The organism is Marinobacter maritimus (assembly GCF_007671675.1).
In the GTDB taxonomy this organism is placed as follows: Bacteria; Pseudomonadota; Gammaproteobacteria; order Pseudomonadales; family Oleiphilaceae; genus Marinobacter; species Marinobacter maritimus.
Window position 1 is genome coordinate 485,519 of the sequence record NZ_VCGW01000002.1, and the last position, 15,639, is coordinate 501,157.

Sequence of the window (15,639 nt, forward strand, 5' to 3'; positions counted from 1 at the left end):
TAATCAGTTTTCAAGAATGGCAGCAAGTTTTTTCTTGGCGTCATCGTTCAGCCAGCCAGACCATTCATCACGGTTGTTGCTCAGGAAATAAACCGCAGCTTCTTCACCGGATGCGTTACTGGAGTCCATCCAGGCCAGAAGCGCGCTCATGGTGTCTGTTTTAAATGTCATTTTGCTGAGCATCTCTGTCACTTCCGGTTCGCGGTCCTTGAAGTCGGTGGTCACAGAGGTAAGAACGGTTGCTGCCGGGAACTCGGATACACCGGGGTTGTCCGCGTTGGCAGTCTGGTTCTTCTGGTGAACCTCCGGCTTGTATTCGCCAAGCTCTACCCGGGTCATGTCATATTTGCCCAGTGGCACGGTCGGGCCCCAGTAGTAGCCGAACCATGGCTCTTCTTTCTGAACAGCAGACGCCATTGAAGAGGCAAGGGTCTCACCGGAGCCGTGGTTGAACACCTTGATGCCGGCGTCTTCCAGATCCAGAGCGCGAATCAAGTTGTCACTGACAACTCTGCAGCCCCAACCATCCGGACAGTTGTTGAAGCGCGCGCCCACCAGTTCGGGGTTGGCCATCACACCTTCGATCGTTTTCAGCTCGGGGTGTTTCTCGGCCAGATAAGTGGGAATCCACCAGCCTTCCACGCCGCCGGGATCAAGCACTTTTCCGAGCCTTTCGATTTTGCCCTCTTTCTCAAGGCGAAGATAAGACTCACCGGCAGAATTCAACCACAGTTCGGTGACAATATCCGGTTCGCCATTCTCCGCTACGGACGTTACCGCAGGTACGGTGTCTGAAGGGATAACCGACACATCGCAGCCATAGCCCTGCTCCATAATGAACTTGGCTACGTTGGTGACCACTGTATTGGAGGCCCAGTTCATTTCCGTGATTGATACTTCACCGCAGTTGGCTTGTGCCATGGCGGGCACCGATAGCGCACATAGCAGTGCGGCAGACGTAAGCTTTCGCATAGTCACTTCTCCGTTCGAGGGTTGGTGAGTTCTGGTATCAGTTGTTTTGCTAATTGTTTTATGACTGATGTGAGGTAACCGGGAAAGGCTCTCTGGTTTGCGGTTTTCTGGCAATGCTGGGAGTAGGGCAAAACGACTCGTCTCGGTTACCACGTAGCCATAAGCATAAGGATCCTGAGCTCAGTTACAAGGTTTTAACGAAAATGGGCCATTTATGAAGACGTATTGAATAAGCTTGCGAGGCTTCTCGTCAGTTGCTTGACGCAACCCTTTTTTCGAGCCAATCTCTCGGTTGTCTGTCACCTTGACTCATTCTGCTTATTCCTGAACGGAGCTGATAACAATGAAGATTTTCGAAACGAAAACTGCACCGAATCCTCGTCGTGTACGCATGTTTATGGCGGAGAAGGGGTTGCTTGATAAGGCTGAGTTCATTGAGATTGATCTGCAGAAAGGTGAAAACCTGACGCCGGAATACGTGGCGCGTAACCCGATGAAGAAAGTGCCGGTAATGGAACTGGATGACGGGACCTGCATCTCCGAGACCATGGCCATTTGCCGTTACTTTGAGGAAAGCTATCCGGAGGCGCCGACCCTCTTGGGCGACACCCCGCTTGAGAAAGCAACAATTGAGCAGTGGGTCAGGTGGATCGAGTTCTACTTCTTTACGCCGACAGGCATGTGTTTCCAGCACACCAGCGGCTATTTCAAAGACAGGATGAATCCCATCAAGGAATGGGGCGAGGATTGCGGGAAGAGCGTCAACAAGTTTATGGCGTTCCTCAATGATCACCTCGCCGACCGGGAATACATCTGCTGCGACCGGTTTACCGCTGTCGACATCAATGCCTTTACCACGGTGGCGTTCGCCCGCGTGGTAAGTATCCGTATTCTGCCCGAGCATACTCACCTTCAGGCATGGTATGACCGCATCAAGTCGCGCCCGTCCGCGCAGGCCTGATGTTTGGCAAGTCCTGCTCAGAACATGGGGAGGCCACGGCCTCAGAGCGGTTGCGGCCGTTTTCCTTGGCCCGGTAAAGAGCATCATCAGCTCGTTTGATGGCGCTGACAATGTCATGGCGCCCCAAGCAACTGGTGACCCCAAGACTGATGGTTTGCGGAATACTGTGCTCGCCTGCCAGAATGGGCTCGTCGGCGAGAGATAAACGAATTTTTTCAGCCACTTGCATGGCGCCTTCCAGGCCGGTTTCGGGTAAAAGCATCAGGACTTCCTCACCACCCCAGCGGCATAAAACGTCCTGCGCGCGCATCTGGCTACCCAACCTGCGCGCGGTTTCCTGCAGTACTATATCCCCGACATTGTGGCCGTAACGGTCATTCACGAGCTTGAACCGGTCGAGATCCCCGAGGATCAGACTGTACCTCGTTCCGTACCGCCGTGCACGGGCATGCTCTTTTTCAAGCAAGTGGTGCATGGCCCTGCGGTTCAGTAACCCGGTCAACTGGTCGGTAGTGGCCTGCTCCCGGAGCTGTTGCCGGGCAAGAAACTCTCCTGCTCTGAGCTGTCTCAGCGCTTCACTCATTACTATGCCGATAAGCATCATGACCAGTGGGTCGAATATGAAAGGCAGTATCTCTGTCAGAGCAAGGCGCCGTGCCTGGGCGACGAGCGCGAAAATCGCTAAAGGCAGGGCAAATAGCAGCCACCATTCTCTCCAGCCCCTAACAGACAGAATCGCAACCCCGAAAAAGCTGATGACCATGCCATTGGTGATCTGATACGTGTCGGCAGACACCCCGTTGTAGTGAACCAGAAACAGTGCAAGTATCATGGTCATGACTGAAAGCCCCATGGCCCTGAGCAAGTAAAGGCTTCGGCACATGGGCTTACCGGTATAATGGGAAAGCAGCGTTAGTAAAGCGCTCAGTAGAACCGGTGTCCGGAAGGCCAGCTCCGTAAGCCAGAGATCCGGACGGAGGGCGAGACGCAGTTCATGGGTAAACTGGTAGAAAATCACAGTGATCAGGAGAACCCAGGCGGCAACAACGGCGACCTGGCGTTCCACCATCCGGATGTGGGCTTCATAAGCGGGAAGCCATTGAGGTGGTACCTTTTTATATGGCGGTTTGAGGTCTGAAAATCTCACCATCGTCATAATCCGGCTGCCAGTAGTTTCAATCATCAGATAATACGACGCCCGGCGCAATATCCCCTGCGGGGTAATTGTGCCGCTAAAGGAGACGGTATGGAGCGAGCATCCCTCACGTGTGCTCTGGATACGATTGACAGTGCAAACCGCGCAGATCCAAATAAGGAGACTGTGGCAGACGAGCGCTTGCCCCGAGAGTACGTTTACAGCCTGCACATGACTCGTTGGCTGCACGAATTGGAGCCTGCGCCCTCAGAACGGATGCAGATTGCCTGTCGCGCCCAGCACATCGAACGCTGGAAAATGCCCCGCAGCGATTACCCGGAAGGCCGAAAATCCTATTACGAATGGCGCCAGGCCTGCGGCCGTATGCACGGCCACAGGGCCGCTGAGATTATGGCGGACTGCGGCTATCCTGCGAGTGAATGCGAGCGTGTTGAGGTGATTCTGACCAAACGGGAGTTGCGTAAAGACGCAGACACCCAGTTGCTCGAAGATGTTGCCTGCATGGTGTTCCTGGAAAAGTATTTTGCACAGTTTTATGCGGACAACGCCGAATACGAGCGGGAGAAGTGGCTGAGGATTGTACGGCGCACCTGGGGCAAAATGTCGCCGCGTGCCCATGAGCGGGCTTTAGCGTTATCGACGAAGCTGCCTGAACATTTGCAACTGCTGATGCAGGAAGCGTTGGCGGATCCTGCCTGATTCGCCCCGGGTGCGGGTTTTGTATCTGGCTATTGGGGGAAGAACAGCTCTTGCAGCTTCGCGCCCGGGTTATCAGCGCGCATGAAGGATTCGCCCACCAGAAATCCGTAAATGCCGTGGCCTGTCATGGCTTCCACGTCGGCGCGCGTCATGATGCCGCTTTCGGTGATCGCCAGCCGGTTTTTGCCTATGCGCTGGTGCAGGTTGAAGGTGGTTTCCAGTGACACTGCGAAGCTGTGCAGGTCGCGGTTGTTGATACCGATCAGCGGTGTGGTCAGCGTCAGTGCGTCGTCCATTTCTTCGCTGTTGTGCACTTCTACCAGCACGTCCATGCCAATTTCGTGGGCCGTGCCTTCCAGCTCCTGCATCTGGTCTTTGGTAAGGCAGGCAGCGATCAGGAGTATGCAGTCAGCACCGATAGTGCGGGCTTCGTAAACCTGGTAAGGCGCAACCATGAAGTCTTTGCGGATAACCGGCAGGCTGCAGGCGTTGCGTGCGGCTATCAGGTAGTCTTCGTGGCCCTGGAAAAAGTCGTGGTCAGTAAGTACTGACAAGCATGCGGCGCCGCCTTTTTCGTAGCTTTCGGCGATTTCGGCGGGCTCAAAGGGGTCCCGGAGTATGCCTTTGCTGGGAGAGGCTTTTTTGATTTCGGCGATGACCGCGGGCGTGCCGGCTTCGATGCGTTGGCGCAGAGCATTGGTAAAGCCGCGGGTGCCGGGCTGGTCGCCAGCGCGGGCTTTGAGATCCTCAAGGCTGGCGGTAAGCTTGCGGGTCTCGATTTCTTCCCATTTTCTGTGAACGATTTTGCGCAGGATCGTTGGGGTTTTATCGTTGAGCGTGCTCATTAAATTTTTTCCTGACTCAGAAACAATGGGAAAAATCTGCCAGTTCTGCCAGTTTGCCGGCGGCCAAGCCTGAGCCCATGGCGTCCAGGGCCATTTCCACGCCCATTTTAGCGGTTGGGGCCAGGCCGGCAATGTAGATGGCTGCGCCGGCGTTGAGGGCGATCAGGTCCCGGGCTTTTTCCGCCATTTCGTCGTGGCCGCGGCCGAAGGCGGCTTTGATCAGGTTCAGGGATTCTTCGGCGGTATCAACAGACAGGCCTACCAGGGTCTGGCTTTTGATGCCGAGATCTTCCGGGGTGATGTCGTATTCTGTGATTTCGCCGTTTTTCAGCTCAGCCACGTGGGTGGCGCTAGCCAGGCTGATTTCGTCGAGGCCGTCTTTGGAGGCCACCACCATGATGTGTTCGGAACCCAGCTTTTGCAGTACTTCGGCCATGGGGCGGCACAGGGCTCTGCTGAACACGCCCAGTAACTGGCGTTTGACGCCCGCCGGGTTGGTCATGGGGCCGAGGATGTTGAACAGGGTACGGCAGCCCATTTCCTTGCGCGGGCCAACGGCGTGTTTCATGGCACCGTGATGAGCCGGGGCGAACATGAAGCCGACACCAATCTGCTCTACACAACGGGCAACCTGTTCCGGGGTGAGGTTGAGGTTGATTCCCGCCTGTTCGATCAGGTCGGCGCTGCCGCTTTTGGAAGAAACAGCACGGTTGCCGTGTTTGGCGACAAAGCCGCCGGCGGCGGCGACAACGAAAGCGGAGGCTGAGGATACGTTGAACAGGTTGGCGCCGTCACCGCCTGTGCCTACGATATCCACCAAAGGTTCGGCTTTGATGGTTACGCCGGAGACCAGCTCACGCATGACTTCCACGGCGCCGGTGATTTCGTCGACGGTTTCGCTTTTGATGCGCAGACCCATCAGCAGGGCGCCGATCTGGGCGTCGGTGGCTTCGCCGTTCATGACGATGCTCATTACCTGTTTCATTTCTTCCCGGGACATATCGAGGTTTTCGGCCACCCGGTTCAGTGCGTCTTTCATGTTCATTGGCTTTGCCTTTTTATTAGGTTCGCAGGAAGTTGCGCAGCAGTTCGTGGCCCTGTTCGCTCATGATCGATTCCGGGTGGAACTGCACCCCTTCGACGGCCAGGGTTTTGTGGCGCACCCCCATGATTTCTTCCACGCTGCCGTCGCTGTTGCGAGTCCAGGCGGTTACTTCCAGGCATTCCGGCAGGCTGGCTTGCTCGATCACCAGACTGTGATAGCGGGTGGCCTGCAACGGGTTGTTGAGGCCGCGGAACGCGCCGGTGCTGTGGTGGTAAACCGGTGAAACCTTACCGTGCATCACTCGACCGGCGCGGATAATCTTGCCGCCGAATACCTGGCCGATAGCCTGATGGCCCAGGCAGATACCGAGAATGGGGATCTTGCCGGCAAAATGCCGGATAACGTCCATGGAAACCCCGGCTTCATTCGGTGTGCACGGGCCGGGAGAGATTACCAGCCGTTCGGGATTCAGTGCCTCAATCTGCTCCACAGTGATTTCGTCGTTGCGGTGCACCTGCACATCGGCGCCCAGCTCAGCGAGATACTGCACCACGTTGTAGGTGAAGGAATCGTAGTTGTCGATCATCAATAGCATGATATTTCCCTCGCCTCAGTGGTCAAAATCGTTGTAGGTCATTGCGACCGCGCGGAAGATGGCGCGGCCCTTGTTCATGGTTTCTTTCCACTCAAGGCGAGGTATCGAATCGGCCACTATGCCGGCACCGGCCTGTATGTGCAGGGTTTTGTCCTTGATCACGGCGGTGCGGATGGCGATGGCGGTGTCCATGTTGCCGTTGAACGAAAGGTAGCCCACGGCGCCGCCATAGACGCCACGCTTTACCGGCTCCAGTTCATCAATGATTTCCATGGCTCGGGTTTTCGGGGCGCCGCTCAGAGTGCCGGCAGGCAGGGTGGCCTTGAGTACGTCGAGGCAACTGGTGCCGTCTTTTACCTGACCGGTTACGTTGGACACTATGTGCATCACGTGGGAGTAACGTTCTACCGCCATTTTCTCGGTTAGCCTAACGGTGCCGGTTTCCGACACGCGGCCCGCATCGTTGCGACCCAGATCAATCAGCATCAGGTGTTCGGCGATTTCTTTCGGGTCGGCCAGCAATTCGGCTTCCAGGGCCCGGTCTTCGGCGTCGGTGGCGCCGCGTTTGCGGGTACCGGCGATGGGGCGCACGGTGACCTCCCGGTCTTCCATACGCGCCAGGATTTCCGGCGATGAGCCGACAATATGGAAATCATCCAGATCAAGGAAGTACATGTAAGGTGACGGATTGAGTACCCTTAGCGAGCGGTACAGATTCAGCGGCGGAGCTTCAAAAGGGATCGACATACGTTGGGAAATGACGGTTTGCATGACGTCGCCATCCAGCACGTAGTCTTTGATTTTATCGACGGCGGCCTCGAATTTTTCCTGGCTGAAACCGGACACAAACTCGCTTTCGTCGACGGTTTTGCCGCGCAGATGTTCCGGTGTTTTCGGAGTGTTGGCGGTTTTCCGGTGCAGTTGCTGTTCGAGTTCGTCGAGCCTTAGTTGAGCCTGTTCGTAACCGCCTTCATCGGCCGGATCTACGTGCACAATCAGATGCAGCTTGCCGCGCAGGTTATCGAACACCACCAGTTCATTGGATACCATCAGTAGTATGTCGGGCGTGCCAATGCGATCCGGGGGGCAGCTGGTTGCAAGGCGCTTTTCGATATAGCGCACTGTGTCGTAGCCAAAGTAGCCGACCAAACCGCCGTTGAAGCGGGGTAATTCCTCCAGGTCTGGCGCATTAAAGCGCTCCTGATAGCTGGCAACAAACGCAAGTGGGTCGTCTACCTCAGCGCTCTCTACCAACTCGCCCCGGCGGTCCACCAACTCGCCGTGCCGGCGAATCTCTATGCGGTGGTCATATACTTTGAGCACTTCCTGGCTAGGCAGGCCGATGATGGAATAACGGCCCCATTTTTCGCCGCCCTGTACCGATTCAAACAGGTAAGAATAAGGCCCGCTGGCCAGCTTGAGGTACGTGCTTAAAGGGGTGTCCATGTCCGCAAGTACTTCGCGGTACACGGGTATACGGTTGAAGCCGGCGTGTGCCAGCTTGCGGAATTGTTCGGAGTTCATGGTCGGGCTTCCTGGAATCTGATCTGCGTTCGAGCAGGCGCTCGCTTGATGCCTGGCTGAGTGTTTTCAGCCGGTACGCCATCGCCACCATCGTGTTGCGCGGGTTGTGAGGATGCCTCGCGCTGCAGTCAGATTCAGTCCCTGCACGGCAGGAATCTCCCGAATTGAAAAGAATTAACGTTCAAGACCTGAGAGGTTACAAAAGCTCGCTCAGGGAATCAACCACAGCGTCTGCTCCCAGTGCCTGTACTGAACGGCCAAAGTTGTAGCCATAGGTGACCGCTACACAGGGAATGCCCGCTGCCTGGGCGGCACTGACGTCTGCCGCCGAGTCGCCCACCATCACAGTGGTGCCACGGCTACCCTGAAGTGCTTCCATGGCATGGAGCAGCGGCGCAGGATCCGGTTTTTTCGTGCTCAGCGTATCGCCGCCAACCACCAGTTCGAAATGATGTTCCAAGCCCATCTGCTCAAGCAGAGGGCTCACAAACTGTTCAGGTTTGTTTGTCACAACGGCCATGCGGCAGCCACGTCCACTCAGTGTTTCAAGGCAGGCCTCAACACCGGCGAAGACCGTTGAATGCTGGCCGTTGAGTTGCTGATAGTTCTGGTAAAAGAGTTTCAGCGAATCGTTGAATAGGGCTTCGTCACCGTTCGTTGCTGGCTTCCAGTCCGCCTTGCCGGCCAGGGCCCGTCGCATCAGGATGGGGGAGCCGTGACCCACCCATTGGCGTACCTGTTCGATCCCGGCTGGCTTGCGCCCCAACTGCTCAAGCGTCAGGTCAACGGCAGCTGCGAGATCCGGCGCGCTGTCTACCAGGGTGCCGTCGAGATCAAACAGGGCAACACCCGGCCAGCGGGCGTTAAACAGGCCGGCCAGGCTCATTGGCCCGGAACCGTGTGGCCCAGTGCCATGCGTGCGTGTTCAAGCTCCACGCGCATCGTATCGATGGTGGCTTTGTAATCGTCGGTATTGAAAATAGCCGAGCCCGCGACAAAGGTATCTGCCCCGGCTTCAGCAATTTCACGGATGTTGTCTGTTTTTACTCCGCCATCGATTTCCAGCCGGATGTTGTAGTTGCTGGCATCAATGCGCTTGCGGGCTTCCCGCAGCTTGTCCAGGGTGCCGGGAATGAACTTCTGGCCGCCGAAGCCAGGATTCACCGACATCATCAGCACCATGTCGAGTTTGTCCATCACGTGATCCATGTGATGCAGCGGAGTGGCCGGGTTGAAAACCAGTCCGGCCTTGCAGCCACCCTCGCGAATCAGTTGCAGGGAGCGATCAATGTGCCGGGACGCCTCGGGATGGAAGGTGATATAGCTGGCACCGGCGTCAATAAACATGCGAATCAGGTCGTCCACCGGCGATACCATCAGGTGTACGTCGATAGGTGCGGTAACACCATGCTTGCGCAATGCTTCACACACCATCGGCCCGATGGTCAGGTTAGGCACATAATGGTTGTCCATCACGTCGAAATGCACCACGTCTGCGCCGGCGGACAGAACGTTATCCACTTCTTCGCCCAGGCGGGCAAAATCGGCAGACAGAATGGACGGGGCAATCAGATAAGGATTCATCACGGTTCTCGCAAACAATTGGCAGCCATTGATAATAATGACAGTCTAACAGCACAAGAGCGTGTTTTCGTAGCCAGAGGAGCAGGAACTGTGCGCCGATTCAGAACAATAAGCCGAAACGGCTACCGCAGGCGCCCAGCTGGCTGGTTGCTGGCTTTGGCATTAGCGGGCAGCGTTTTGCCAGCGGCTGCCAAGGAAAATAAGGCGCCGGAAACGCCCGCTCAGTCGCCGGCGAACGAAGTGCGCGGAGTCGTGTCGTCCGGGTTGGGTGAGTGGGGCTTGAACCAGAGATTTCCGGATGCAGCACTCTGGCTTGATCTTGAGGACGACTCCCGCACCTTGGCGCTGTTCTGGCCCGAGATGGAGCCCCCCGCCAGAGGCGCGCTGATCATTCTGGCGGATGAAGGTGAAAATGCAGAATCGGGGTTGGCAGGCACTCTGGCCAGGGAGTTGGCGCACCGGAAGTTTGCCGTGCTTGCGCTTGGTCTGGAGCCACCATCGGCGGCCCTTGAACAAATTATGGAGCGTCCGCGACCCACGCCAGAGCTGCAGTCCGAAGAACCCAGCCCGGATACCGGCAGCCCGGCCACAATAGATGTCATGGCGCCAGACGCTGTGGATGATTTGGAAGTCGCCTACAGGGAGCATATCCGCGAGGAGCTTGTGGCCGGCGCCGCCGAACTTGGAAAGCGTGAATACGAGCTTATCGGTGTGATCGGTATTGGACGAGGAGGCAATCATGTCGTTGCCTATGCGGTGGAACTGGAAACACCTCCAGCCCTGATCTGGGTCGGGCCGAAATTCTACCCCCATGACGCCAGCCGGCTGGCCGCAACACTGGAGAAAGCGTCCGTGCCGCGTATTCTGGAGCTTTCGCTGTCCGACACAGGAGAGCAGCGCGAGGCCGGGCTGAAGCGCGCCAGGGTGCCAGGGTTCAGTGTTCAGTCTATGGGGTCCTACGCGCCCTTTGTGTCGCGAGACGGAAAGGCGCTTGCGGGCAGAATTTCGGCCTGGCTCAAGCCAGAGTAGCGCTTGTTGTGGGCTATTGTTGATGTCGCCTGATCAGCTCCCATGCCTGCTGGTAACGCAGAAGCCGCTCTTTGGCTAGCGCGAGCTCTGCGCCGCTGAGTTGCTGTTGTGCCAGCTTGTCCGGATGGCACTCGGATACTTTCTTTCGGTAAACGCGCTTGACTGCCGTAAGTGGGTCTCGTCGGGTGACCCCAAGCAGGGCGAAAGCCTGTTCGAGTGTAGCCGGCTTTGAGGGTGCATCGCTGAAATCACCCCAAACACGGCTGGCGTAGCTGTCGAATATATCTTCGCTGATGGTGACCGGCAGGCCAATCTGGTCAATGGTATCCTCACACCGGTAGCGGCGGGGCTTGGCCGGCCGGCCCCTGAGCTGAGCTGCGTGACACAGGCAGATGGCCACTTTCAGGGCCGGCGCAGGCGAGATGCGGTGGCTGAGCCTTAATGTGAGGCCCGTGAAGGATGGAATCTGTTCCGATGCTTTGCCTTTTTGAAAACTGCTGATGGCTTTGCGTCTTTGCCTTTTGGATAGCGCCAGCGCCGTGATAAGGCTTTCAGCGAAACCGATGTCCTGCTCTGACACACGCCCTTCCGCTTTCGCGATATAGCCCAGAAAGAAAAACAGGGGGCGCCGACACCAGCGCGGCAGGCGAGTCTGGCCCATCAGCTTTTGTGCCTGGTGATCAGCGACTGAGAGCTTTTTCAGCAGGCCGGAGAAAGCGGCTTCCATTCGCGGCGACAGGGCTGGGTGCGCAGAATGGGTTGGCATTGCGCTACAGCTCCTGAATGGCCAATTGCTGATCAAGCGTCCGCAACCGCTCAGGCGTTCCTACATCTACCCAGAGGCCAGGATGGTACAGCCCGGCGACCCGGCCTTTGGCCATTGCTGCCTGCAGAACAGGCGCGAGCTTGCCTGCCTGGTCACTCAGACCGTCAAACAGCTTGCGATGCAGAAGGCTGATGCCGGTGAAAGTCAGTTTCTCGCCTTCTTTCCCGGCACATTCTTCATACAGTGTGCCGTTGTCGTTCAGGCAGAAGTCGCCCTGGCGATGGTGCACCGGATTGTCTGCCATCACCAGAATGGCATCCACGGCAGACGGCTCGCCGGATGCCGGTGGCTGGAGTCGGGTCAGGTCAAAGTCGGTCCAGATATCGCCGTTTATAACCATAAACCAGTCGGTGTCAGCGGTGCCCAGCAGCGGCAGGGCGCGGACAATACCGCCTGCGGTCTCCAGCGGTTCGCCTTCACGTGAATAGTGCAGTGAAAGCCCGAACCGCTCTCCGTTGCCCAGAGTGTATTCGATCTGCTCCCCCAGCCACGCGTGGTTGATGACCACATCCCGAAAACCGGCACGGTGGAGGCGTTCCAGATGATATTCAATGAGCGGTTTACCGCCAGCGTTGAGCAGAGGCTTGGGGGTCGTAAGGGTAAGGGGGCGCATACGTTCGCCCTTGCCGGCAGCAAGAATCATCGCCTTCACAGTGCCAAGTGCTCCTGGCCCGGAACAGGGCCAATCAGGTTTTCGATTCGCGGTACAGCGACCATTGTCAGCCAGTCGTGAAAATGCCTCAAGGCTGGCTGCCGTTTGCTGGCGGAAATCAGATAACTTACGGTGCGGGGGATGTCCCCCAGATAGCGCGGCTTGTCGTCACGCATGGCCAATCTGGCAAAGATACCGGCGGCCTTGAGGTGGCGCTGCATGCCCATCAGCTCAAACCACTGGCGGAAGGTGTCACTGTCGGCCCGGTGCAAGCCTGCATCCAGGGTCTGTTCACGGAACGTTTCCAGCCATTGGGCAGTCTGCTCTTCGGGCCATTGAATGTAGCAGTCCTTGAGTAGCGAAACCACGTCGTAGGTAACCGGGCCGGTTACCGCGTCCTGAAAATCGATAACACCCGGGCGGCTGCTTTGCTCAAGTACCAAAAGGTTCCGGGAATGGTAGTCCCGGTGCACGGTTACTTGAGGCTGGGCCAGCGCGCTCTCCCGAAGCAGCGCAAACGTTGTATCAAACATGGATTGTTCGGTGTTACTCAGTACCAGCCCAAGGTAACCTTCCAGCAGCCAGTCCCGGAACAGCGCCATTTCACGGTTAAGCAGCGCTGTATCATAAACTGGCATTGGGTAGTCAGGCGAGGCGGGCAACTGCTGTATAAGCACGAGTTCGTCCAGCGCGCTACGGTAAAGCGTGCTTGCGGTTTTGGGGTTGAGTTGGTCCAGCATTAGCTGGTCACCAAAATCTTCCAGTAAAAGAAAACCGTGTGCAGGGTCAGCTTCAAATATTTTCGGAACCTTAATGCCTGTAAGGTGCCAATGCTTGGCAACGTGGATAAAAGGCCTGCAGTCTTCCTGTTCCGGAGGGGAGTCCATAACAATGAATGGCGTGTCATTGCCGTTGATATCCGCTTTGCAAACCCGGAAGTAGCGCCGGAAACTGGCGTCGCCGGAAACGGGCCGGGCATCGGCATTTTCGAAGCCGGGAAGCTGTCTGACCCAAGCGGTCAGCATTTGCAGGCGGTTGTCCATGACTCGGGCGGTTATCCTGATAAAAGTAAGTGAGCTTAGAGCAGAAGTTAGCAGACGAGTATAAAGAGGGTAAAACGGTTTTGCAGCGGAGTTTCGTTTATCCGTCGCCGTTTCCGTTAACAAGCTTCAGAGGCATGTGTAAACTAGGGCGCTGTCGTTTGTGTATTCGTGCCCCGTTGCGCCGTCCACATCCCCTTATGCACCCGGAACAGGAATCTTGCTACCGTGCCAATGTCCGACAACTGTCTGCAGGCGCAGAACGGCACATTGCAACGCCGGCTTGCGAGCCTGCTTGTTGCCTTCGCCCTGATGTCGGGTGCCGGCTTTTCTGCAGGTGAGGAAGCGCCGTCGGCTGCCGATCTGGACTGGCGCCCTAAAGACCAGCTTCCGGAGGCGGTCAGAAATTCGTTGCCGGCGTTTTGCGAGGGAGGCTATTTGCCCTCCAGCGCCGGAGAAGACGGTTCCGGTGTTTTTGGTGAAGGCGCTGACGGTGCAGTTCCGTTGCAGGCCAGCGGGCTGAATGCCCGGTACGAAATTGACCAGGAATTATACCTCGAAGGCGATGTCCGGGTGCGCCAGGGTAGCTTTCAGGTGACCGGATCTGAAGCCCGTTACAAACAAAACATCGGTCAGGTATCTGTCCAGGGCCCACTGGTCAGCCGTGGTGAAGGATTTTTGTTAACCGGGGATTACGCCGAATACAGCGTGGATTCAGGGCGCTTTGATATCAACACCGCGACCTTCCTGCTGCATGGTCCTGAAATGCGGGGCCGTGCCGGAAGTCTCTCCCGGGTGAATAATTCCAGAGTAGAAATTCGTGATGGCATGCTCACTACGTGTGGCCCACAACAGAACGACTGGGCTATTGTCGCGTCCGAGATTGAGCTTGATCAGACCGAAGGCTTCGGCACCGCAAGGCACGTTCGCCTTGAGGTTCTGGATGTCCCGGTGTTTTACTGGCCTTATGCCAGCTTTCCCATTGATGACCGCCGCAAGTCCGGTTTTCTGTATCCGCAGTTCGGTTCCTCCAGTGCCGGCAGCGGAGCGTTTCTGGCCGCACCCTATTATTTGAACCTGGCCCCTCACTACGATGCGACGCTCACGCCCCAGTACATTCACGGCCGCGGCCTGTTTAACGAGGCCGAAGGCCGGTATCTCAGTCGTTTCGGTCAGACGACGCTACAGCTCGGCTATATCAACGATGATTCCGCATACACAGACGAAAACCCTGGTGAATCCGGCCAGCGCTGGGCCCTGGACGCGTCCACGCGCGCTGTTCTGGGCAACGGCTGGAACGGTTACGGCGATTTCTCCGTGGTCAGTGACGATGACTACCTTAGTGATCTGAATCGCAGTCTGGAGATCAATCAGACTACGCACCTGCAGCGTCGTGGCGGAGTACGTTACCAAACGGCCAATCAGTATTTCGACGCTTATCTCAATGATTATCAAACGATTAGCGACAGTATTGCTGAGGTCGACAAGCCTTACGCACAACTACCGGAAGTCATTTATGGTGGAGTGGCTGAGGCTGGCTGGCTGGAAGCCGGAATAGAGAGTCAGTACACCTGGTTTTACAGGGATAACGAATCCTTGACCGGCATCGACAAAGCCAATGGCCAGCGCTTTCGGGCCCGCCCCGAACTGGCCATACCGATGCGGGCGCTCTGGGGCTTCAGCCGCCCGTCGGTTAGCCTGGATTACACCCGTTATGAGCTGGAAGATTACAACGTTGATGACGGTGGGTTTGATCGCACGGTCCCCGTGGTGGAGTGGGACAACGGGCTGTATTTTGATCGTCAGTCGACCCTGTTCGATGTGCCCTACAACCAGACCCTTGAGCCCCGGCTTTATTACGCCTGGGCGGACGCAGAGGCGGATCAGAACGATATTCCGGCGTTTGATACTGCCTTGCAGACCTTTCGCTTTGAGCAGTTGTTCCGGCCAGATCGTTTTGTTGGGGGTGACCGGGTAGGCGATGCCAATCAGCTGACAGTGGCTTTGACCAGCCGGTTCAATGATCTGGTTACCGGCGCCGAGCGGGCGCGCTTCAGTGTGGGCCAGATCCAGTATTTCGAGGACCGTGAGGTAACACTGTTCGGTGAAGGTGGTGGCACCCGCAGTCGCTCGCCGCTCGCCGGGGAAGTGGTGCTTAATCCGTTACAGAATTTGCAAATCCGGTCCTCTGGGCTCTGGGATCCGGACACCGGTGATACCGAAGAGGGCCGGAGCCAGTTGATTTTCCACTCACAGGACTACCGGTATCTGGCAAGTGTTGGTCATACTTACAGCAAGGACGAGCTGGAACAGTCGGATATTGCAGCGGTTATTCCTGCAACGGACCGTGTTAGTCTGATCGGCCGCTGGGTGTACGATTCGGACTTGGATCGCACTGTAGGCTCTCTTGCCGGAATCGAGTACAACAACTGCTGCTGGAGCGTTCAGGTGGTGCACCAGAATTATCTGACCGATGATGAAGAGCTGGACAGCCGTATACTGTTCCAGATTCAGCTAAAAGGCCTGGGCGGCAGCGGAGGATCTTCAACGTCGATCTCCGAAGCCATTTACGGTTTCGATGAGCGCGAGCAGCGCCGCTATGGAACTCCCTGATTGGCGTTCCTTGTTGGTGCTCCTTAATGTTACCCCCCTGACGACAACCGTGCCTTCCGGTACCCTGTTCGCAGGCTTATATCTTCATTAAGAGGTGA

Annotated in this window: 15 protein-coding genes; 4 read left to right on the plus strand and 11 right to left on the minus strand. The window is 56.8% G+C overall.

Annotated elements, in window-relative coordinates:
* Positions 1 to 3 precede the first annotated feature (3 nt).
* Positions 4 to 972: an ABC transporter substrate-binding protein gene (locus FFI90_RS09315; RefSeq protein WP_144777750.1), complete on the minus strand. Its 969-nt coding sequence runs from the start codon at positions 970 to 972 to the stop codon at positions 4 to 6.
* Positions 973 to 1,315: 343 nt separating this feature from the next.
* Here FFI90_RS09315 and FFI90_RS09320 point away from each other — a divergent pair, with 343 nt between their 5' ends.
* Positions 1,316 to 1,933, plus strand: coding sequence for a glutathione S-transferase family protein (locus tag FFI90_RS09320; RefSeq protein ID WP_144777751.1), 618 nt, complete (start codon positions 1,316 to 1,318; stop codon positions 1,931 to 1,933).
* Here FFI90_RS09320 and FFI90_RS09325 read toward each other — a convergent pair.
* A complete protein-coding gene (locus tag FFI90_RS09325; protein ID WP_246123464.1) occupies positions 1,905 to 3,116 on the minus strand; it encodes a GGDEF domain-containing protein in 1,212 nt (403 codons plus the stop codon). The two genes, FFI90_RS09320 and FFI90_RS09325, sit on opposite strands and share 29 nt — an antisense overlap.
* A 63-nt stretch (positions 3,117 to 3,179) precedes the next feature.
* Between FFI90_RS09325 and FFI90_RS09330 the strand changes: the two genes are divergently transcribed.
* A complete protein-coding gene (locus tag FFI90_RS09330) occupies positions 3,180 to 3,788 on the plus strand; it encodes a DUF4202 domain-containing protein (protein ID WP_144777752.1) in 609 nt (202 codons plus the stop codon).
* 29 nt (positions 3,789 to 3,817) lie between these two features.
* Here the strand turns inward: FFI90_RS09330 and trpC are convergent, their stop codons facing one another.
* From trpC to rpe, 6 genes are all read right to left on the minus strand, one after another.
* Positions 3,818 to 4,633 (minus strand): indole-3-glycerol phosphate synthase TrpC, encoded by an 816-nt coding sequence (gene trpC / locus FFI90_RS09335; RefSeq protein WP_144777753.1) that lies wholly within the window; start codon positions 4,631 to 4,633, stop codon positions 3,818 to 3,820.
* Between the two features lie 16 nt (positions 4,634 to 4,649).
* On the minus strand, positions 4,650 to 5,678 hold the full coding sequence (gene trpD, locus FFI90_RS09340) for an anthranilate phosphoribosyltransferase (protein ID WP_144777754.1): 1,029 nt from the start codon (positions 5,676 to 5,678) through the stop codon (positions 4,650 to 4,652).
* Between the two features lie 16 nt (positions 5,679 to 5,694).
* Entirely contained in the window at positions 5,695 to 6,273 is a 579-nt protein-coding gene (locus FFI90_RS09345) for an anthranilate synthase component II (RefSeq protein WP_144777755.1), read from the minus strand.
* Between the two features lie 15 nt (positions 6,274 to 6,288).
* The gene (gene trpE, locus FFI90_RS09350) at positions 6,289 to 7,797 is read right to left on the minus strand and encodes an anthranilate synthase component I (protein WP_144777756.1); all 1,509 of its coding nucleotides are present in this window, start codon (positions 7,795 to 7,797) and stop codon (positions 6,289 to 6,291) included.
* A gap of 196 nt (positions 7,798 to 7,993) precedes the next feature.
* Positions 7,994 to 8,683, minus strand: coding sequence for a phosphoglycolate phosphatase (locus tag FFI90_RS09355; RefSeq protein WP_144777757.1), 690 nt, complete (start codon positions 8,681 to 8,683; stop codon positions 7,994 to 7,996).
* Positions 8,680 to 9,381 (minus strand): ribulose-phosphate 3-epimerase, encoded by a 702-nt coding sequence (gene rpe, locus FFI90_RS09360; RefSeq protein WP_144777758.1) that lies wholly within the window; start codon positions 9,379 to 9,381, stop codon positions 8,680 to 8,682. Before rpe ends, FFI90_RS09355 begins: the two co-directional genes overlap by 4 nt.
* A 90-nt stretch (positions 9,382 to 9,471) precedes the next feature.
* Here rpe and FFI90_RS09365 point away from each other — a divergent pair, with 90 nt between their 5' ends.
* The gene (locus tag FFI90_RS09365) at positions 9,472 to 10,410 is read left to right on the plus strand and encodes a DUF3530 family protein (RefSeq protein WP_186317952.1); all 939 of its coding nucleotides are present in this window, start codon (positions 9,472 to 9,474) and stop codon (positions 10,408 to 10,410) included.
* A gap of 13 nt (positions 10,411 to 10,423) precedes the next feature.
* On the opposite strand, the gene FFI90_RS09370 is transcribed toward FFI90_RS09365, so the two are convergent.
* The 3 genes from FFI90_RS09370 to FFI90_RS09380 are packed head-to-tail and all read right to left on the minus strand — an operon-like array spanning position 10,424 to position 12,931.
* A complete protein-coding gene (locus FFI90_RS09370; RefSeq protein ID WP_144777760.1) occupies positions 10,424 to 11,176 on the minus strand; it encodes a co-chaperone DjlA in 753 nt (250 codons plus the stop codon).
* Positions 11,177 to 11,180: 4 nt separating this feature from the next.
* Positions 11,181 to 11,888, minus strand: a complete 708-nt coding sequence (gene murU / locus FFI90_RS09375; protein ID WP_144777761.1) for an N-acetylmuramate alpha-1-phosphate uridylyltransferase MurU — start codon at positions 11,886 to 11,888, stop codon at positions 11,181 to 11,183.
* Entirely contained in the window at positions 11,885 to 12,931 is a 1,047-nt protein-coding gene (locus FFI90_RS09380; RefSeq protein WP_144777762.1) for an aminoglycoside phosphotransferase family protein, read from the minus strand. Before FFI90_RS09380 ends, murU begins: the two co-directional genes overlap by 4 nt.
* A gap of 231 nt (positions 12,932 to 13,162) precedes the next feature.
* On the opposite strand from FFI90_RS09380, the gene FFI90_RS09385 reads away from it, so the two are divergent.
* Positions 13,163 to 15,541, plus strand: coding sequence for an LPS-assembly protein LptD (locus FFI90_RS09385; protein ID WP_144778304.1), 2,379 nt, complete (start codon positions 13,163 to 13,165; stop codon positions 15,539 to 15,541).
* Positions 15,542 to 15,639 lie beyond the last annotated feature (98 nt).